The sequence below is a fragment of the Amycolatopsis sp. La24 genome (assembly GCF_029087445.1).
Lineage (GTDB): Bacteria > Actinomycetota > Actinomycetes > Mycobacteriales > Pseudonocardiaceae > Amycolatopsis > Amycolatopsis nivea.
Window position 1 is genome coordinate 145,950 of the sequence record NZ_JARACH010000006.1, and the last position, 17,718, is coordinate 163,667.

Sequence of the window (17,718 nt, forward strand, 5' to 3'; positions counted from 1 at the left end):
GCAAAGCCGGCACCGGGGCGGATGACATCCTGTCCGGGTGACGGAGACCGGCGAGGACTACACCGAAGCACGACTTTCCGGCCAGTGGTGGGAAAAACGCCAGTTCGTGGATTGCGATTTCACCGAAGCGGACCTGCGCGACCTGCGCACCCGCGGCTGCACCTTCGACAACTGCGACTTCACCAAGGTCGATCTCGCCGGTTCGCGGCACGACGCGTCGGCGTTCCGCTCCTGCACGTTCGACCGCTCGGTGCTCGCCGACAGCCGCTGGTCGTCGTGCTCGCTGCTTGGTTCGTCCTTTGTGGACTGTCGCTACACCGGGATCGCGCTGACCGAATGCGATCTGTCGCTCGCGTCGTTCGCGCGCGGCCGGTTGCGGAAACTGGACCTGTCCGGTCTGCGGATGCGGGAAGTGAACCTCAACGAGGCGGATCTGACGGATTCCGACCTGCGGGGCACGGATCTGTCCGGGTCCCGGATGATCGGCACGAAGTTTCCCGGAGCCGACCTGCGCGGTGCGGTGGTCGACGCGAACGGGCTGGTGCAGGCGGACTTGCGCGGCGCGTACGTGGACGTCGAACTGGCGGTGGCGTTCGCCGCGGCCCATGGCTTGGTCGTCAAGTAGCGCGGTTCCGGGCACGGAAAAGGGGCGAAGCCCGCTGGCCCCGCCCCTTTTCCGCAGCTTCGGTTTTCTCAGTCGATCGGCGGTTCGCCCGGGTCGAGTTCGATCAGGTCGCCCTCGGCGAGCAGCTCTTCGATGCTCGCCGGAAGCAGGTACGCCGACCCGCCGCCCGGCTGGTTGAACCACGGGATCGCGACCCCGGCCAGGGTTTCGAGCGGCCGCTGAACGCGGTACACGTGGTACGGCCGGTTCACCCACTCCGGCACCAGCGAACGCTCCTCGAACGGGGTGCCCGCCGCGTAGGTCAGGTTGCCGTTCGGGCCGCCGAAGCGGTCCAGTTCGCTGCCCGCGGGCAGTTCGCGCAGTTCCTTGCCGCGGAACAGGGTCAGCGGCGGTTCCCCGGACAGCGGCGCGATCGGCCACTGCCCGCTGCCGCCGGTTCCGTTGGCGCGCACCGGTTCCTCGCGCCGCACCGGCGGTTCCCGCCGCGGCGGCGGGCTGACCGGCGGAGCGACCTGGGTGGGCGGCGCGCTGACCGGCGAGGCGATCTGCGTCGGCGGGGCGCTGACCGGGGGAGCCACCTGGGTCGGTGGGCTCACCGGTGCCGCGACCTGCGTCGGCGGAGCGGGCGGCGGGGTCTGCCGGGCAGGCGGTTCGTCGTCGGCCAGCAGCTGATCGGCGGGCGTGAACGCGGTCTGCTCCTGCGGCGGCACGTTCTCGCGCGGCCGGACCGGGAACGAGCCCGTCGCGACCTCCGGCGACAACGTCGCCACCACGGGCGGCTTCGGCGCGTCCGCGACTGGCTGCTCAGCCGGTGCGGGGGCTTCCGCCGCGACATACCCGTCGGGGTACAGCAGCACCTTGCCGAGCATGAACGCCGCGGCGTCCTCCGCGTCGCCGAACACCGCCGGGTTGATCAGCTCGCCGTCGTACCAGCCGACGCGCCAGCCTTCGCCGACCTGCTCGACGCTCCACCCGCGTTCGGTGGGGCCGCCGAGCCGGTACGCGGCCTCGGGCACGTCCAGTTCGTCGAGCTTCGCCTGCAGTTCGGCCAGCTCCGGCTGGGCGGGCTGCTCCCGCCGCGCGACCGGGGCCGGTTCGGCCTGCTCCCGAGCCGCGCGCCGCCCGCCGGACGGCGGCGGAACCGGCATCTCCGGCACCGGAAGCCCGCCGGGGATCTCGGACCCCGGCATGATCATCGCGGTCGGCGGGCCCGCGTCGTACTCGGCCTCGCGACGGTTGTCGTCCTCGTAACCATTGGAGTGCGTGAACAGTTCGGCACGCTGCTCGTCGTCGTCGCGGGACGGCTCGTTGCCGTGAGTGAAGAGCACCGGCTCTTCACTCTCGACGTCGACCGGCCGGTGAACGTCGGTGTCGTCCTCGTCGTCCGGGTGACCCGGGCCGGTGCCGTTGCGGCTCGGGACCAGGTCGTGGTGGACCTCGGTGTGGTCTTCGTCGTCGTAGTGACCGTCGTCGTAGCGGCCGTACTGCCCGCCGTCGAAGTCCTGCTCGAAGGGCGGCTCCGCAGGACGCTCCGGCGCGGTGCCGTGGCGGCCCTCGGCCTCCTTCTCCCGGCTCCGACCGTGCGCGGCAGCGGCAAGCCCGGCCGCGGCCAGCCCACCTGCCGCGGCGACCCCGGCCGCAGCCGCGCCGACGTGACTGCCGTGCTCGTCCGCGGGTTCGGCCTGGCTGTCGGGTTCGGCGCTGCGCCGTCCGCCGTCCTCGGCGTTCAGCCGCACGTCTTCCCAGCGGCTGTCGTCCGCTTCGGCGTCCGGCTGGGCTCGCCGACGGCCACCTTCCTGGTCCCGGCTGTCGTCCGGTGCCGCGCCGCGCCGGCCTGCGTCCGGCTCAGCGTTGTGCCGGTTCGGGGCGGCGGGTTCGTCGGCGGAGTTGTCCGCTCCGATGAGGCCGTCGGCGCCGATGAGGCCATCCGCGCCGACCAGCCCGTCCTCCGTGTTCGGAGCAGCGGGCTGCTCGAACGCGCCGACGCCGGGAACCTTGCTCCCGTGCGCGTCGAGGTGGTCGTCGTACCCGTGGGCGTCGTCGTAGTCGGCCGCGTCGCGGTTGCGGTCATCGACGTGGTGCGCGGGTTCGTCGTAACCCGCTTCGTCGTGGCCGTGCTGACCGGCTTCGTCGTACCCCTGCTCGGCGTAGGCACCGGCCTCGTGGGATGCGGCGTCCTCGTACCCGTGCTGGTCGTACGGCTCGGCGTCGTACCCACCGTGCGGTGCGTGGTCGTAGTCGCCGTGGGCGGACTCGTCGTAACCCTCGTCGTGCTGGTCATAACCATCGGCGTGGGCGCGCTGGCCTTCGCCGCGGTCGTAGTCCTCCGGGTAACCGGCTGCCTGGTCGTAGCCAGCGTTGGCGTGCCCCTGCTGGTCATAGCCGTCGGCGTCGTGGGCTCGGTCGTCGTAGCCGGCCGAGTCGGGGTGCTCGTCGTAACCAGCTTCGTGCGGGTGCTCAGCACGAGTGCCGCTCGCGGCGGCTCCTGCCACGCCCGCTGCCCCTGCCGCCGCGGCGGCTACGCCCAGTCCGTGCGACCCGCCGGGACTGTCCTGCCCGGACCCTCGCGTGTCCGGTGCGCCGGGACCCTGCGGACCAGGCCTCTCACGCCTGTCCGAGGCACCGCGGTTGGGCTCGAAGTGCTCTTCCTGGCCGCCGCGGTCGTCGAAGCCGTGGCCGTCCGCTGCGTCGGGACCGGCGAATTCTTCGGCCGGGTGGAAGCTGTCCGCTCGGCCGGGATCGCGGCTGTCGAACTCGTCAGCCGGGCCGCGCCGATCGGGACCGGGGCCGCTTGGGCCGCCGGACGCGCCGGGCCTGCGGGAGCCGGGGCCGTCGAACTCGTCCGCCGAGTCGAAGCCGGGAGCGTCCGATCCCCCGGGCCTGCGGAATTCGTCGGCCGGGTGGAAAGCGCCCTCCGACTGGTCGGCTGCGCCGGGCCTGCCGAACTCGTCAGCGGGGTGGAAGGTGCCTTCTGGCTGGTCGGCTGCGCCAGGCTTGCTGAAGTCGTCGGCCGGGCGGAAGGCGCCCTCTGGCCGGTCGGCTGCGCCGGGCCTGTTGAAGTCGTCGGCGGAGCGGAAGGTGCCCTCTGGCCGGTCCGCTGGGCCGGGCCTGCTGAAGTTGTCGTCGGGGTGGAAGTTGTCCGGTCGGCCGGAGTCGCGGTTGTCGAACTCGTCGGCGGGGCCGCGTCGGTCGGGACCGGGAGCACTCGGTCCGGCGGGCCTGCCGGAACCGGGGTCGCTGAAGTCGTCGGCTGGGTGGAAGTTGTCGTGACTGCCTGGTCCAGACTCGCCTGCCGCACCGAGTGCGGCTGCTCCCAGACCGGCCGCGCCGAGCCCAGCGGCGGCTGCTCCGACTCCGGCTGCGCCATGGCCACCAGAGCCGGGGCCGTCAGCGCTGGGGCTGCCGGAACCAGGTCCGTTGGCGTCGAATCCGCCGGGGCCGCCCGAAGTCGGTCCGCCGACTCCGTTCGGACCGCCGGGTGCACCAGCACCGCCGGGGCCACCGGCGGTGCCTGCGCCACCAGTGCCGTTAGGTCCGCCGGGGCCGCCCGTTGCGCCAGCACCGACTGGCCCACCAGCCGCGCCAGGACCACCGGGACCAGTAGCGCCCGAGCCGGGGCCGCCAGGACCGCCGGAACCGGGACCACTCGCGCCAGGCCCGCCCGCGCCGGGAGCTCCGGCACCAGGGCCGCCCGCACCAGGACCACTAGCGCCGGGACCGCCCACACCAGGCCCGCCAGCCCCGGGACCACCGGCACCGGGGCCGCCAGCCCCGGGACCGCCAGCACCAGGTCCGCCAGGCGCGGGTCGTTGCTGCGGAGTCTGGCTCCCGCGAGTCAGGTACGCCGCCGCACCCTGCAGGGTCAGCTCGTCCACCTGCGGAAGCTGGAACGCGTTCGCCCGGATGTGTTCGATCAGGTCCGCTTCCGGCGAGACGCCGTACGTGCGGAGGTAGAAGTTGACCGCGGCCGGCCAGATCCAGTGACCGTCGCTGTGGAAGGCGACGGGGACCGTCGCTTCGGGGGTCTGGGCGAGACGGTCGATGTCGTAGCCGCGGTCCTGGACCACGACCGGGGCGTGGTCCAGGTAGTCCAGCAGCCGGTCTTGCTCGTCGACGTCCAGGTCAGGGCGGTTGATCACCGGGCGGCCTGCCGGGCCGATGGTGTCGAAGATCCGGGCAATGCGGAAGTGCGGTCCGGGCTGTTCCGGGCCGAGGCCGGACATCCGGCGGATCAGCCACTCGGGGACGTTCTCCTCGGTGCGCGGGAACATGCGCAGCTCGTCGGAGTACGCCTGCGGCGGCGGGGCGAGGTGCCAGCCGGGCTCGTCGCGGTTGTATTCGAGGTTGTAGCTGGAGGGGTGGTCCAGCTGGTAGCGCGCGTTGAACCAGGTGCCGCGGCCGTCGCGGTACATGCCCGCGCGGAGTCTGCCGAACAGGGTCGCGATGTCGTGCGTCGCGATCCATTCCTGTGCGGAGCCGTCCTCGAGCACGATCTCGCCGGTCAGCTCGTGGTACCTGCCGACGGCTCGGTACTCCGCGGAGACTTTGCGCCAGTCGCGCGGGGCGGCGCGCAGCAGGGCCAGTCCGATCTGCTTGACCAGAGTGTCCTGCTCCGTCGCGTTCAGCTGCGTCGTCGGTTGTGCCACAGAGAACATTTTGACTGTTCGCGCGCACGAACGCACCCCGCATAGGGCTTTTGCCACCCTCAGGCCGGTGGACGAGCCCGCTGACCTCGACGGACGCGATATGGCACGGGTCACACGCCTGGGTGGGTGATGCGGTGGAGCCCCTCCAGCTTAAGACCCGGGACGGCTGATTCGACGGAAGACGCGCGGGCCGATCGGGTGGTGTCGCGGACACACAGAGTGCAGAACCCACTCCTGACCGGCAGTCTCCGGCGGCTCTGCGACAATGGCCGCCGTGACGGCGAAGATTCTCGACGGCAAGGCCACGAAGAACGCCATTTTCGCAGAGCTGCGCCCGCGTGTGGCCGCGCTCGCGGAGAAGGGGATCACCCCTGGGCTGGGCACGGTGCTGGTCGGCGACGACCCCGGCTCCCACTCCTACGTGAAGATGAAGCACGCGGACAGCGCGAAGATCGGCGTCAACTCGATCCGCCGCGACCTGCCCGCGGACATCTCCCAGGAGAAGCTCGAGGCCGTCATCGACGAGCTGAACGCGGACCCGGCCTGTCACGGCTACCTCGTCCAGCTGCCGTTGCCGAAGCACCTCGACGCGAACCGCGTCCTGGAGCGCATCGACCCGGAGAAGGACGCCGACGGACTCGCGCCGATCAGCCTCGGCCGGCTCGTGCTCGGCGAAGCGGGCGCGCTGCCGTGCACCCCTTACGGGATCATCGAGCTGCTCAAGCGGCACGGCGTCGAGCTGAACGGCGCGCAGGTCACCGTGGTCGGCCGCGGGATCACCGTCGGCCGCACGCTCGGTCTGTTGCTCACCCGGCGCAGCGAAAACTCGACCGTCACGCTTTGCCACACCGGCACCCGCGACCTGGCCGCCGAGGTGCGCCGCGCGGACATCGTGATCGCCGCGGCGGGCGTGCCCGGGATCATCAAGCCGGACATGGTCAAGCCCGGCGCGGCGGTGCTGGACGTCGGCGTTTCGCACGTCGACGGCAAGCTCACCGGCGACGTCGACCCGGCGGTCGCCGAGGTGGCCGGCTGGCTGTCGCCGAACCCCGGCGGCGTGGGCCCGATGACGCGGGCGATGCTGGTCACGAACGTGGTCGAGGCTGCGGAACGCGCGGCCGCCCGCTGATGGCGATGACCGGGCAACGGCACCGCGGCGATCGTCCCTGGCTCGTCCACGTGCCGTTCGCGGTGATCATGCTGCTGCTGGCGGCGGCTGTGGTGCGCGCGCTGCAGTACCACTGGCGCGAGGGCGCGGCGCTGGTCGGCGTGGCTTTGTTCGTGGCCGGGGTGCTGCGGGCGGTGCTGCCGGAGGAGCGCGCCGGACTGCTCGCGATCCGCGGCAGGGCCGTCGACATCCTCACCTACGGCGCGTTGTGCGCCGCGGTGCTCTACATCTCGCTGTCGATCGTCGGCGGCCCGTTCGACGCCTCCTCCTGAGCAAGCGCGGTCAGGACGCGAGCGCGAGTTCTTTCTCGACTCGCGCTTCGCGTCGGTCCAGCAGCCCGGACACCGCGGCGATGGATACGCCGAGCACGGCGAGCAGTGAGCCGACCCAGTTCGGGGCCAGTAGGCCGAGTCCGCCTGCGATGACGAGGCCGCCGAGGTAGGCGCCGATCGAGTTGGCGATGTTGAACGCGGACTGCACCGCCGCCGAGACCAGCGACGGCGTGCCGCCCGCCTTCTCCATGATCCGGGCCTGCATCATCGGGCCGATCATGAAGCCCGCGACGCCCACGAAGAAGATCGTGACCGCCGCGCCGACCTTGCCCTGTGCGGTCACGGTGAAGATCGCGAGCACGGTCGCGAGCGCGAGCAGCGCGACGTACAGGCTCGGCATCAGCGCCTTGTCCGCGAGCCGTCCGCCGAGGTAGTTGCCGATCGTCATGCCGACACCGGCCAGCGAAAGCAGCACCGTGACGTTGGCGGGCGAGTAACCGGCGACGTCCGTCAGCATCGGCGCGATATAGGACATGCAGGCGAACACGCCGCCGAGTCCGAACATCACGATCGCCAGCGCCAGCCACACCTGCGGGCGCCGGAACGCGCCGAGTTCGCCGCGGATCGACGGGTCGGCCGGGCGGCCCTGGTGCGGTACCAGTTTCGCGATGGCGGCGATGGCGAGCAGGCCGATCACCGCGACGACGCCGAACGTCGCGCGCCAGCCGACCTGCTGGCCGAGCAGCGTGCCGAGCGGGACGCCGATGACGTTCGCCAGCGTCAGGCCCATGAACATCATCGACACGGCCTTCGCGCGCTGGCCCGGCTGCGCGAGGCTGGACGCGACGACCGCGCCCGCGCCGAAGAACGCGCCGTGCGGCAGGCCGGCGAGGAACCGGAACGCGATGCCGAAGTCCTGGTTCGGCGAGAGCGCGAACAGCGCGTTGCCGACCGTGAACAGGCCCATCATCGCCAGCAGCATGGTTTTGCGCGGCAACCGGACCGCCAGCGCGGTGAGCAGCGGCGCGCCGATCACCACGCCGAGCGCGTACGCGGAGATGAAGTAGCCCGCGGACGGGATGTCGATGTGGAAGTCCGCGGCGGTCAGAGGCAGCACACCCATCATCACGAACTCGGTGGTACCGATGCCGAAGGCACCGACGGCGAGCGCGAGCAACGCGACGGGCACGGCTCTCCCTTCTTGGAGAAAACGATTGCTCAGCGCCTGGGGACCAGGCTTCTGAAGCGCTTTAGAACGAGGGCAAAAAACTAGACAGCCCCGACGTCGTCGTGCTGTCTCGCTCTAGTTGAACCGATGGAGGGCGGCCTTGTCATCCCGGTATTCGGGTGAGGCCCGCCACGTAGCGCGACCGGTCAGCGGGGCGCGGCCAACACGCCGTCGAGCAGGCCGGGGAACAGTGCGTCGAGATCATTGCGGCGCAACGAGTTGTACCGGGTCGTGCCTTCCTGGCGGCCGACGATCACCCCGGCCTGGCGCAGGGTCGCGAGGTGATGGGTGAGTGTGGACTTGGTCACCGGCACCTCGAAACCGCTGCACGAGATCTCCGTTTCGGAGTTCGCCAGCTGCCGGACCATCGCCAGCCTGACCGGGTCGGCCAGCGCGCGCAGTACCGCTTCGACCGTGATCTCGTCGCGGTCGGGATAGGCGAGCGGAGGCAGGGGCACAGAGGCGGGCATGTGTCCATAGTACGACGACTGTCGAAATTGTCGGCGGGTCCGTGTACGGTCGTCATCGAACTACGACGTTCGTCGAACTATCCGTTCAGGTTTCCTTGGGGGAACATTCATGTCCAGCGTCTCGTCCTCGGCGGCGGCCCGGAACTCGGTGCTCGCGTTCGGGGCCTTCGGCGTCGGCACCAGCGGCTACATCGTGGCCGGGCTGTTGCCGGCGCTCACCTCCGAACTGCACATCTCCGCGACGGCCGCGGCGCAGCTCGTCACCTCGTTCGCCATCGCGTACGCGGTGGGCTCGCCGTTGTTCGCCGCCGCTACCGGCCGGTGGGAACGGCGCACGCTGCTGGTCGCCGCGCTCGCGGTGGCCGCGGTCGGGAACATCTTCGCGGCCGTCGCGCCGGGGTACACCACGCTGCTCATCGCGCGGGTCGTCACGGCGATCGGGGCCGCCGTCTACACCCCGGCCGCCACTGCCGTCGCGGCTGAACTGACCACGCCGGAACGTCGCGGACGAGCTGTGTCGCTGGTGTTCGGGGGACTCACCATCGCGTTGATCTTCGGCGTTCCGCTGGGCAGCGTGATCTCCCAGCAGTTCGGCTACGAGGGCGCGTTCCTGTTCGTCGGCATCCTTTCGCTGCTCGGTGCGATCGGCGTGCAGGTCGCGTTGCCGAAGGTCGCGCCGCCGCCGGTGGTCGGGCTCGCCGAGCGGTTCGCGGTCGCACGGGACAAGCGGGTGGTCGCGCTACTGGTCACCACCACGCTCGCCTGCCTCGCTGCGTTCATGGTCTACACGCTGGTGTCGCCGGTGCTGTCCGCGACCGCGGGCGTTTCCGGCGGGACGATCACGGTGCTGCTGTTCTGCTACGGCATCGGCGGCGCGATCGGCAACTTCGCCGGCGGCCGCGCGGCCGACCGGTGGGGTGCGCGCAAGCCGCTGCTGATCGTGCTCATCGGGTTCACCGCCGTGATGGTGCTGCTGCCGTTCACCGCGACGACCGTCGTCGGGGCCGGGATCACGTTGTTCGTGTGGGGCTTGGCGAACTGGTCGTTCAGTCCGCCGTTGCAGCACCGGCTCATCGAGTTGTCGCCGGGGCACGCCGGGCTTGCGCTGTCGCTCAACGCGTCGGCGATCTACCTGGGTGTCGGGCTGTCCGGCGTTGTCGGCGGCGCGGTGCTGACCTCGGCCGGGCCGACCGTCCTGCCGGAGATCGCCGCGATCCTCGCCGCCGCGGCGATGCTGGTGGTCGTGTTCTTCTGGGGCGCGCGGAAGCGGGCTGAGGTCCGCGAAGAGGTCGCGGTCTGAGAAGCTGCCGGGCGTGGCAGAGGTACTGGAAACCGTGCCCGGGCACGGCGGCGAACTGGTGCTGCGGCGCGACGGCGCCGAGTTCGAGGTGATCGAAAACGGGATGTTCCTGATGGACACCCGCAACGGCGAGTCGGAACGGCTGCTCGTGACCGGAGCGGCCGACCGGCTCGCACCCGGCGCCCGAGTGCTGATCGGCGGCCTCGGCGTCGGGTTCTCGCTGCGTGCCGCGCTGGACCACAGTGCGGTTTCCGAGGTCGTGGTCGTGGAACGCGAACCTGCCGTGATCGCCTGGAACCGCACCGGTCCGCTGCGCGAGGTGCACGGCGCGGCGCTGGCCGACCCGCGGGTGACGGTGGTCGAGGCGGACCTGCTGGAGTGGCTGCGGACGACGAGCGAGACGTTCGACGCGCTGTGCCTGGACATCGACAACGGTCCAGAGTGGACGGTCACCGAGGGGAATGCGTCGCTGTACGCGGCTTCCGGCCTGGAGCGGTTGTCTCAGCTGCTGCGCCCAGACGGGGTGCTGGCGGTGTGGAGCGCGGGCGCGGCACCGGGGTTCACGGCTCGCCTGCGGGAGCGGTTCGCCGAGGTGGACGTGGTGGAGATTCCGGTGCCGCGCGGGGAACCGGACGTGGTCTGGTTCGCGCGAGGCTGAGTCAGACGGCCTGACGAGTCATGGCCAGGTTGCACGCAGGCTGTGCGCACCGACTGCGTATGCGCGCGGGCCGCCACGTGCTACGGCCCGGTGGATCGCTTGCCGATGCTGCTCGAATCGAGCCACCATGTCGTCGACCCTGAGGCGTTGGTTGTCGAGATAGAAAAGAACCCCGCCGTACGTCTCCAGCGGTGCGCGTTCCGTGTCACGACCTTTGATCCGGCCGTCTTTGCACAATGGCGACCATCCCCGGGCCAGGCCGTAGTCCAGCCAGTCCTCGTCGGCGACGTGTTGGGCATCGTCCGGGAAGTGCGCGGCTGCTCGGTGCACGATCCAGCCGAGGTCGGTCAGCTCTTCGGCCAGCCTTCGTCCTAGCCCTCGATCGAGGAAAAACTCAGGCGGCACGGCCTACTCTGCAGATCGCTTCGACCTGTTCCGAAGTGAGACCGTATTCGTAAGCGACGTCGGTGAAGGATTCGCCGGCCAGCCAAAGATCGACGACGGCGTCGACCGGTACCTTCGTCGACTCGACAACGGGCGTGCCCCATCCGAACCGTGGGTCGATCACCACCGGTGCCACATCGGGGTACTGCCGGAGGCGCAGGCTTCCGGCGAAACCGTCCGCAGCGTCCCATTCAATGAAATGCAGGTAATCGTTGATGATCTCGCGGAACGGTCGCTGACCATCTCCGACGCGCGCGAGGTCCCCGTCCGCGTAGTGGAGGAAGATGTCCACTCCGTCGGTTGCGATCTGCTTCGTCGCCAGTGCATACGGCGTGTGAAACGACCGACGAACCTCAGCAGCGGCGTCACGGATCTTTCGTTTGGTCAGTCCGAGATCGCGCAGCGCTCGAAGCACGTAGGCCTCGATCACGGCGACAAACGGAACTGACGGCCTGCCATGTCGTTCCGGTTCGACTCGGTGCACCAGCGGCGTACCGTCTGCCTTCTCGCCGAGCCAGTAGTACATGGTGGACTGAGGAATCTGCAGGTGCCGAGCCACTTCTTTGGGAGTCAGCAGCGGATCGGCGAACTTGTCGACCACGGCCCCTCCTTCATGATGTGGATTCGTCCTCGACACAGCCCACTGTATCGGTTCGCCCAGTTGCCGGGCGGCTCAAGATCCGCGTGTTCGCGCGAGGCTGAGTCAGTTCGCCTTGGCGGCGGCCTTCGCGGCCTTCTTGAACGCGCGTACCTCGCCGAGCGTCTTGGCGTCCGTCACGTCCGCGATGGACCGGCGGGAGCCGCGGTCGCCGTATGCGCCTGCGGCTTCGCGCCAGCCCTTCGGGGCGACGCCGCGCTGTTTGCCCAGCAGTGCCAGGAATATCTTCGCCTTCTGCTCGCCGAAACCGGGCAGTGCCTTGAGTCGCTTCAGCACCTCTTCGCCGTCCGGCTTGGGGCGGCCGTCCAGCCAGATGCTTTCGGTGCGGCCGTCGTAGTTTTCGATGATGTGCAGCGCCAGCGCGTGCACCCGGCGCGCCATCGAGCCGCCGTAGCGGTGGATCGCGGGCGGGACGACGCACATCTCGACGAATGCCTCGACGTCGGTGGCGGCGATCTTCTGCAGCGAGAAGCCGTCCATGCGGTCGGCGATCTTCCGCGGGCCCGCGAAGGCGTGCTCCATCGGGTACTGCTGGTCCAGCAGCATCCCGGTGAGCAGGGCGAACGGGTCGTCGTTGAGCAGCTTGTCGGCCGCCGGGTCGCCGGTCAGGTGCAGTTCGCGCAGCATGGGGCCATCTTCGCACAAACCGCCCGGTCAGCCGCGTGCGAAGCGGGCCGGGGTGGTGCCGAGGTAGCGGCGGAAGTGCCGGGTCAGGTGGGCTTGGTCGGTGAACCCTGCGGTCGTGGCGACGGCGGCGGGCGGGGTGCCGTCGAGCAGGAGGCGGCGGGCGTGGTCGACGCGGCGGCCGGTGACGTACCGGTGCGGCGGCAGCCCGAAACGGCGGCCGAAGGCGCGGACCAGGTGGACGGGGTGCGCGCCCAATGCCTCGGAGGCGTCGGCCAGCGTCAGGGAATCGGGCAGGCGTTCGTCCAGGAGGTCGCGCAGGTCGTCGGCCAGGCTGCGGTCGGGCGGCGCCACCGTCAAGCGGCCGAGATGGGTGCGCAGCCGCTCGGCGACCAGGGCTAGGCGGCTTTCGGCTTCCAGCGGTTCGGCCAGCGACTGGTGCAGCTGGTGGATTCTGGTGCGCAGCAACGGATCCGGCAGGCTCGGCTGGTCGACGGCGGCCCCGATCAGGTCGTCGCCGAGGACGTCGGCGTCGAGGTAGAGCACGCGTTTGCGGAAGCCGTGGCTGGTCGCGGCGCGCCCGTCGTGCGCGACGTTCGGCGGCAGCAGGGTGACGGCCGTGCCGAGGGCACCGTGGTGGTGCCGGTCGAGGTCGTAGCTGATCGCGCCGTCGTCGACGATCAGCAGCGTCCAGGTGTCGTGCGTGTGCGCGGGGTAGGCGTGGTCGGTGAACCGGGCGTGGAACGCCTCGGCGATCCCGGGCACCGGAGGGCGCCAAGCCGACACCGTCATGTTCAAAACGTACAAGACCCGCACGCGGCGCCGGGCCGACGCTGTCCCGCATGAACCGATTCGACACGAAGATCGCCGTGCTGCTGCGGGACGACCTGGCCTCGTGGCAACGGCTGAACGTCACGGCGTTCCTGGTGAGCGGCGTGGCGCACACGACGCCCGAACTGATCGGCGAGCCCTACCTCGACGCCGACGACACCGAGTACCTGCCAATGTTCCGCCAGCCGGTACTCGTGTTCTCCGGCACCGCGGAGACGCTCGCGCTGGCGCACAGCCGCGCGCTCTCGCGGGGTCTGCGGTTCTCGATCTTCACCGACGAGCTGTTCCAGACCGGCAATGACGTCGACAATCGCGCCGCGGTGCGGGCGGTGCCGAGGGAGAAGCTGGCGTTGGCGGGGATGGCCGTGCATGGGCCGAAGAACGCGGTGGACAAGATCCTCAAGGGCGCTCAGCTGCACGGCTGAATGGGGGATTTTCCGCCGCGGCGCAGGGAATCCTGCCAAGATCGGCAGCGACCCAGGGGAGGGGAATCATGCGAAGAATCTTGGCGCTCGTCGCTGCGACGGGTATCGCGTTCGGGACGGCATCGGCCGCGCACGCGGATCCGGCGGCCGGGTTCGGCTACACCTCGGACGAAGGCGCTTACGCGTTTGAAGGCAGTGCTTCCTGGACCGTCGACGAGGTCACGGCCTGGGAGCACGACGGCGCGGTGAAAGTGGACGCCGAGACGCTCGACGGCTGGGATTGGGCCCGGCTGGAGCTCAGCGCGCCTGCCGGACAGCAGCTGCACGAGGGGACTTACTCGAACGCCGCTGTCCGGCCGCAGAATTCGCCGCAGCTCGCGACTCCTAGCTTCATCGCGTTCCGCGGGACCCAGGCGGGCGGCACGCGCGCTTGCGCACTTCCGGACGCGACCGCCGACTTCACCGTCTCCCGCCTAACCCGTGCGGCCGACGGTGCCGTCACGGACCTCGACGTCACCTTCGTCCTGCACTGCGCCCCCGCCGCGGCTACCCGCGGCGAGGTGCACTTCCACCGTTAAGCCTCCGCGAACACCGCGAAAACCTGCCGTACCCGGTCGCCCTGATCGAGCGTCACGTGCTGTGCCTTCGCCGAGCTGAACCCGGCGTCGGTGGCCAGCGCGGCGGCTTCCTCGAGGGTGCCCGGGACGCGCAGGTCTCGCGGGAACACGTCAGCGAACTTGCCGGTCGGCTTGAAGCGTTCCGCCGACACCACGCTGAACGCCAGCTTCCCGCCCGGACGCAGCACTCGCCGCCAGTCGGTCAAGGCGCGCGCGCCCAGGAAATGCAGCGCCGACGCGCAGACGACCGCGTCCGCCTCGCCGTCGCCGATCGGCAGCGGGACCGCGGAGCCGACCTGCCAGGTGATCCGGCCGTCCGGGTCGCGGTCGGCGGCCTTGGCGCGGGCGATCTCGATCATCGCGGGGGAGAGGTCGATCGCGAATACCGCGGCCGGTTCCAGGCGCAGTGCCGCGAAGGCTGCCGCGCCGGTGCCGGCGGCGACGTCGACCAGGAGAGTGGGCTTGGGGGCCAGGCCGCCGATCAGCTGCTCGGCCACATACGGGTGGAAGGTGTCCTCGTCGTATCCCGCCGCGTCGGCGTCGAAAAGTGTGCTCACCTAGCCACCGTAGTGCGGTTGACCAGTGATTATCCGGGCAATCGGCGACGGCCGGCGAAACCGAGGTCGGCCCGGTGGTACCAGGACAGTTCGCGGTCGCCCTCGAGCCAGCACAACAGGACGTCGTCGCCGTCGAGCGAAGCCGGGAAGTCCACCAGCAGCGGGGCGAACCCCTTCAGTTCCGCCCCGGTCGCCTGGATCGCGGTCATCAGGTCGTCCAGCCTCGCCTGCGCGGCCTTCCACTCCGGCAGGCCGCCGAGGCTGGTGTCCCGCCCGCCCGGGCGCAGCGACGCGGCGAGTTCGGCGGCGTCGGCGCGGACCCGGATCAGCTCGGCGAGCACGGGAAGCAACCGGGCGAGCTCGGTGCGGGCCTCGGCTACGGTGAACAATCCCATCTGCAAATAGTCTCACCGGGCCCGCGCCGGTCCGCCGCTACCTGCGCCGACGCGCCAGCCGGACCGCCAGACCCGTGCCGACCAGCAGGAACCCGGTGCCGAGCAGCGCGCCCGACGACATCCACCCGGCCACGCCCACGGTCATCTCGCCGCGCGGCAGCAGGTCGAGCAGATCGAACGCCGAGCGCGGCGCCACCAGCGTGATCACCCCCGGAACCAGGCACCACACCAGCCCGCCGGCGATCGGCCCGGTTCCCGACCACGCGCCGAGCACGGCGACCCCGAACAGGAGCACCGCGCCCGCCACCGCCAACGTGATGCCGAGGGCGTCCCCGTGTTCGGCGAACGAAGCCGCGATCTGCCGCTGGTGCAGGTAGCTGCCGTAGGCCAGCAGCCCGAGCGCGACCGGGGTGAGGGCGAGCCCGCACAGCCCGCTGAGCACGCGCGCCACCGCCCGGCTGCCCGCCGGTGCGGCGACCGGGCCGCCCGCGGGGGGATAAACGGAGTACGGCTCGGGGTATGACATGGCGGGACCTCCCAGTGCGGTGCTTGCCGCGATGGGACGGGCGGCCCGCTCGGCTGGTTCCGCAGTCGTGCCCGGTCGGCAGGCCGGGTCAAGGGTGGTAGAGACTTGATTCCGACCACTTCTGGAACCATCCAGCTCTGTTAAGCAGTACGCTTGTACCGCTATCGGAGAGCGAAGAAGCGAACGCGAAGATCCGCGGAAGGAGCACCGCTGCTCATGGCCAAGATCAAGGTCCAGGGCACCGTTGTCGAACTCGACGGCGACGAGATGACCCGCATCATTTGGCAGTTCATCAAGGACAAGCTGATCCACCCGTACCTGGACGTCAACCTGGACTACTACGACCTGGGCATCGAGGAGCGGGACCGCACCGACGACCAGATCACGGTCGACGCCGCCAACGCCATCAAGCAGCACGGCGTCGGCGTCAAGTGCGCCACGATCACGCCCGACGAGGCGCGCGTGGAGGAGTTCGGCCTCAAGAAGATGTGGGTGTCCCCGAACGGGACCATCCGCAACATCCTCGGCGGCGTGATCTTCCGCGAGCCGATCGTCATGCGCAACGTGCCCCGGCTGGTACCCGGCTGGACCAAGCCGATCATCATCGGCCGCCACGCGCACGGCGACCAGTACAAGGCCACCAACTTCAAGGTCCCCGGCCCGGGCACCCTGACGATGACCTACACCCCCGAAGACGGCTCCGAGCCGATGGAGTTCCAGGTCGCGAACTTCCCCGAGGGCGGCGGCGTCGCGATGGGGATGTACAACTACCGCAAGTCGATCGAGGACTTCGCGCGCGCGTCGCTGCAGTACGGCCTCGACCGCGAGTACCCGGTCTACCTCTCGACCAAGAACACCATCCTCAAGGCCTACGACGGCATGTTCAAGGACGTGTTCCAGGAGATCTTCGAGACCGAGTTCAAGTCGGACTTCGACGCCAAGGGCATCACCTACGAGCACCGGCTGATCGACGACATGGTCGCCGCGTCGCTCAAGTGGGAGGGCGGCTACGTCTGGGCGTGCAAGAACTACGACGGCGACGTCCAGTCCGACACCGTCGCGCAGGGCTTCGGTTCGCTCGGCCTGATGACCTCGGTGCTGCGCACGCCGGACGGCAAGACCGTCGAGGCCGAGGCCGCGCACGGCACGGTCACCCGGCACTACCGCCAGCACCAGCAGGGCAAGCCGACCTCCACGAACCCGATCGCCTCGATCTACGCGTGGACCCGCGGCCTCGAGCACCGCGGCAAGCTGGACGGCAACTCGGAGCTCATCGGCTTCGCGAACAAGCTGGAGCAGGTCGTCGTCGACACCGTCGAGGGCGGCAAGATGACCAAGGACCTCGCGCTGCTGGTCGGCAAGGACCAGGAATGGCAGACGACCGAGGACTTCCTCGCGACGCTGGACGAGAACCTGGCCAAGAAGATCGCGCAGGGCTGATCTTTCTTTAGCCGTTTTTGCGAGAAGGGCACCTCGGAGGAGTCTTCCGAGGTGCCCTTCTCTTTTTTGTCACTCTTCGTGATGTGTCGGTGACAGGATTGGCACCTCCGGGTGGAATGGGGTCGCGAACCTGTCCGGGCCGGGTCGGACTGCCTACTCTGGACGAGGGGTTTTTCGCGACTGAGGAGCGGCCGTGATTCTGGGTTTGCCCAAGAAGACACTGATTATTATCGGAGTCGTCGCCGCGGTCGTGGTCATCTACGCGTTCGGCCAGAAAGGCCAGGCCGACGCGCAGGGATCCCCGACCGGCTGCAAGGTCTCGGTGACCGCCGACGTGCTCAACGCGCGGGAAACCGCCGCGGGCAACGGGAAGGTCGTCGGGAAGTACTTGCGCGGCGCGGAATTCGACGCGCAACCCGTGGTGCAGAACGGGTTCCGGAAGGTCGCCGACGGCAAGTGGGTCGCGGACAGCTTCGTGACGCCGGTGTCCGGGGCCAAGTGCTGAGTCTGGTTCGTACTGGAGCCTGGCTGAGGTGCTGAGCCGGTGGTGCGCTGACACAGCAGCGCGCGGAGTCTGTTGCCGCGCTTAGGTTCGCGTGGTTGCTGGGTTTGCTGCGACGCGTGGTTCGGCCGGGGCCGAGCGGCTGCTGAGCTTGGTGCGGGTCCGGGCCGATAGTTGTCCGCTGATTCGTCCCATGTGGCGGGAAGGCTTCGGTTGTCCACGCGGGAATGCGCCGGTCGGTTGAACCGATGCGTCCGGACGGCTCTGGGCGTTCGCGATTGCCGATGCGGCTGCTCTTTTGCGCCGCGCGGCACCGGGGTGAAAGCGTTCAG

The 17,718-nt window shown here is 70.0% G+C and carries 19 protein-coding genes; 9 read left to right on the top strand and 10 right to left on the bottom strand.

Features of this window, described 5'->3' with window-relative positions:
• Window positions 1-37 precede the first annotated feature (37 nt).
• Entirely contained in the window at window positions 38-625 is a 588-nt protein-coding gene (locus PUT80_RS09990) for a pentapeptide repeat-containing protein (RefSeq protein WP_275291712.1), read from the top strand.
• 68 nt (window positions 626-693) lie between these two features.
• On the opposite strand, the gene PUT80_RS46275 is transcribed toward PUT80_RS09990, so the two are convergent.
• Window positions 694-5,271, bottom strand: coding sequence for a glycohydrolase toxin TNT-related protein (locus tag PUT80_RS46275; protein WP_343076875.1), 4,578 nt, complete (start codon window positions 5,269-5,271; stop codon window positions 694-696).
• 274 nt (window positions 5,272-5,545) lie between these two features.
• Here PUT80_RS46275 and PUT80_RS10005 point away from each other — a divergent pair, with 274 nt between their 5' ends.
• Window positions 5,546-6,400, top strand: coding sequence for a bifunctional methylenetetrahydrofolate dehydrogenase/methenyltetrahydrofolate cyclohydrolase (locus PUT80_RS10005; protein WP_275291713.1), 855 nt, complete (start codon window positions 5,546-5,548; stop codon window positions 6,398-6,400).
• Complete coding sequence (locus PUT80_RS10010; RefSeq protein ID WP_037816172.1) at window positions 6,400-6,711, top strand: DUF3017 domain-containing protein; 312 nt, start codon at window positions 6,400-6,402, stop codon at window positions 6,709-6,711. The genes PUT80_RS10005 and PUT80_RS10010 overlap by 1 nt, the downstream gene beginning before the upstream one ends.
• 10 nt (window positions 6,712-6,721) lie before the next feature.
• On the opposite strand, the gene PUT80_RS10015 is transcribed toward PUT80_RS10010, so the two are convergent.
• The gene (locus PUT80_RS10015; protein WP_037816171.1) at window positions 6,722-7,900 is read right to left on the bottom strand and encodes an MFS transporter; all 1,179 of its coding nucleotides are present in this window, start codon (window positions 7,898-7,900) and stop codon (window positions 6,722-6,724) included.
• 185 nt (window positions 7,901-8,085) lie between these two features.
• Window positions 8,086-8,409, bottom strand: coding sequence for a metalloregulator ArsR/SmtB family transcription factor (locus tag PUT80_RS10020; protein ID WP_134731434.1), 324 nt, complete (start codon window positions 8,407-8,409; stop codon window positions 8,086-8,088).
• A gap of 109 nt (window positions 8,410-8,518) precedes the next feature.
• Here PUT80_RS10020 and PUT80_RS10025 point away from each other — a divergent pair, with 109 nt between their 5' ends.
• Together PUT80_RS10025 and PUT80_RS10030 are read left to right on the top strand one after the other, a co-directional pair.
• A complete protein-coding gene (locus PUT80_RS10025) occupies window positions 8,519-9,709 on the top strand; it encodes an MFS transporter (protein WP_037816169.1) in 1,191 nt (396 codons plus the stop codon).
• A gap of 13 nt (window positions 9,710-9,722) precedes the next feature.
• A complete protein-coding gene (locus tag PUT80_RS10030) occupies window positions 9,723-10,367 on the top strand; it encodes a spermidine synthase (protein WP_275291714.1) in 645 nt (214 codons plus the stop codon).
• An 18-nt stretch (window positions 10,368-10,385) separates the two neighbouring features.
• On the opposite strand, the gene PUT80_RS10035 is transcribed toward PUT80_RS10030, so the two are convergent.
• From PUT80_RS10035 to PUT80_RS10050, 4 genes are all read right to left on the bottom strand, one after another.
• The gene (locus PUT80_RS10035) at window positions 10,386-10,772 is read right to left on the bottom strand and encodes a toxin-antitoxin system, toxin component, PIN family protein (protein WP_078870583.1); all 387 of its coding nucleotides are present in this window, start codon (window positions 10,770-10,772) and stop codon (window positions 10,386-10,388) included.
• On the bottom strand, window positions 10,762-11,412 hold the full coding sequence (locus tag PUT80_RS10040) for a DUF433 domain-containing protein (protein WP_037816166.1): 651 nt from the start codon (window positions 11,410-11,412) through the stop codon (window positions 10,762-10,764). Before PUT80_RS10040 ends, PUT80_RS10035 begins: the two co-directional genes overlap by 11 nt.
• 102 nt (window positions 11,413-11,514) lie before the next feature.
• Window positions 11,515-12,096 carry an HhH-GPD-type base excision DNA repair protein gene (locus tag PUT80_RS10045; RefSeq protein WP_275291715.1) on the bottom strand — a complete coding sequence of 194 codons (582 nt, stop codon included), beginning with the start codon at window positions 12,094-12,096 and terminating at the stop codon, window positions 11,515-11,517.
• A 27-nt stretch (window positions 12,097-12,123) separates the two neighbouring features.
• Complete coding sequence (locus PUT80_RS10050) at window positions 12,124-12,885, bottom strand: AraC family transcriptional regulator (RefSeq protein WP_275291716.1); 762 nt, start codon at window positions 12,883-12,885, stop codon at window positions 12,124-12,126.
• A gap of 50 nt (window positions 12,886-12,935) precedes the next feature.
• Between PUT80_RS10050 and PUT80_RS10055 the strand changes: the two genes are divergently transcribed.
• The gene (locus PUT80_RS10055; protein ID WP_275291717.1) at window positions 12,936-13,349 is read left to right on the top strand and encodes a DUF2000 domain-containing protein; all 414 of its coding nucleotides are present in this window, start codon (window positions 12,936-12,938) and stop codon (window positions 13,347-13,349) included.
• A 68-nt stretch (window positions 13,350-13,417) separates the two neighbouring features.
• Complete coding sequence (locus PUT80_RS10060) at window positions 13,418-13,927, top strand: hypothetical protein (RefSeq protein ID WP_275291718.1); 510 nt, start codon at window positions 13,418-13,420, stop codon at window positions 13,925-13,927.
• On the opposite strand, the gene PUT80_RS10065 is transcribed toward PUT80_RS10060, so the two are convergent.
• The 3 genes from PUT80_RS10065 to PUT80_RS10075 are packed head-to-tail and all read right to left on the bottom strand — an operon-like array spanning window position 13,924 to window position 15,444.
• The gene (locus PUT80_RS10065; protein WP_134667584.1) at window positions 13,924-14,523 is read right to left on the bottom strand and encodes a class I SAM-dependent methyltransferase; all 600 of its coding nucleotides are present in this window, start codon (window positions 14,521-14,523) and stop codon (window positions 13,924-13,926) included. The genes PUT80_RS10060 and PUT80_RS10065 overlap by 4 nt on opposite strands.
• A 29-nt stretch (window positions 14,524-14,552) precedes the next feature.
• Window positions 14,553-14,918 carry a DUF2203 domain-containing protein gene (locus tag PUT80_RS10070; RefSeq protein WP_037816161.1) on the bottom strand — a complete coding sequence of 122 codons (366 nt, stop codon included), beginning with the start codon at window positions 14,916-14,918 and terminating at the stop codon, window positions 14,553-14,555.
• Window positions 14,919-14,955: 37 nt separating this feature from the next.
• A complete protein-coding gene (locus PUT80_RS10075; protein ID WP_275291719.1) occupies window positions 14,956-15,444 on the bottom strand; it encodes a hypothetical protein in 489 nt (162 codons plus the stop codon).
• Window positions 15,445-15,660: 216 nt separating this feature from the next.
• On the opposite strand from PUT80_RS10075, the gene PUT80_RS10080 reads away from it, so the two are divergent.
• On the top strand, window positions 15,661-16,884 hold the full coding sequence (locus PUT80_RS10080) for an NADP-dependent isocitrate dehydrogenase (RefSeq protein WP_037816160.1): 1,224 nt from the start codon (window positions 15,661-15,663) through the stop codon (window positions 16,882-16,884).
• A 193-nt stretch (window positions 16,885-17,077) separates the two neighbouring features.
• Complete coding sequence (locus tag PUT80_RS10085; RefSeq protein ID WP_106961406.1) at window positions 17,078-17,389, top strand: hypothetical protein; 312 nt, start codon at window positions 17,078-17,080, stop codon at window positions 17,387-17,389.
• Window positions 17,390-17,718: the final 329 nt, after the last annotated feature.

Coding starts and splice junctions, on each gene's coding strand:
- PUT80_RS10060 (WP_275291718.1), top strand. CDS start 13,418: ATGCGAAGAATCTTGGCGCTCGTCGCTGCGACGGGTATCGCGTTCGGG.
- PUT80_RS10045 (WP_275291715.1), bottom strand. CDS start 12,096: ATGCTGCGCGAACTGCACCTGACCGGCGACCCGGCGGCCGACAAGCTG.
- PUT80_RS10050 (WP_275291716.1), bottom strand. CDS start 12,885: ATGACGGTGTCGGCTTGGCGCCCTCCGGTGCCCGGGATCGCCGAGGCG.
- PUT80_RS10080 (WP_037816160.1), top strand. CDS start 15,661: ATGGCCAAGATCAAGGTCCAGGGCACCGTTGTCGAACTCGACGGCGAC.
- PUT80_RS10010 (WP_037816172.1), top strand. CDS start 6,400: ATGGCGATGACCGGGCAACGGCACCGCGGCGATCGTCCCTGGCTCGTC.
- PUT80_RS10025 (WP_037816169.1), top strand. CDS start 8,519: ATGTCCAGCGTCTCGTCCTCGGCGGCGGCCCGGAACTCGGTGCTCGCG.
- PUT80_RS10075 (WP_275291719.1), bottom strand. CDS start 15,444: ATGTCATACCCCGAGCCGTACTCCGTTTATCCCCCCGCGGGCGGCCCG.
- PUT80_RS10070 (WP_037816161.1), bottom strand. CDS start 14,918: ATGGGATTGTTCACCGTAGCCGAGGCCCGCACCGAGCTCGCCCGGTTG.
- PUT80_RS10055 (WP_275291717.1), top strand. CDS start 12,936: ATGAACCGATTCGACACGAAGATCGCCGTGCTGCTGCGGGACGACCTG.
- PUT80_RS10020 (WP_134731434.1), bottom strand. CDS start 8,409: ATGCCCGCCTCTGTGCCCCTGCCTCCGCTCGCCTATCCCGACCGCGAC.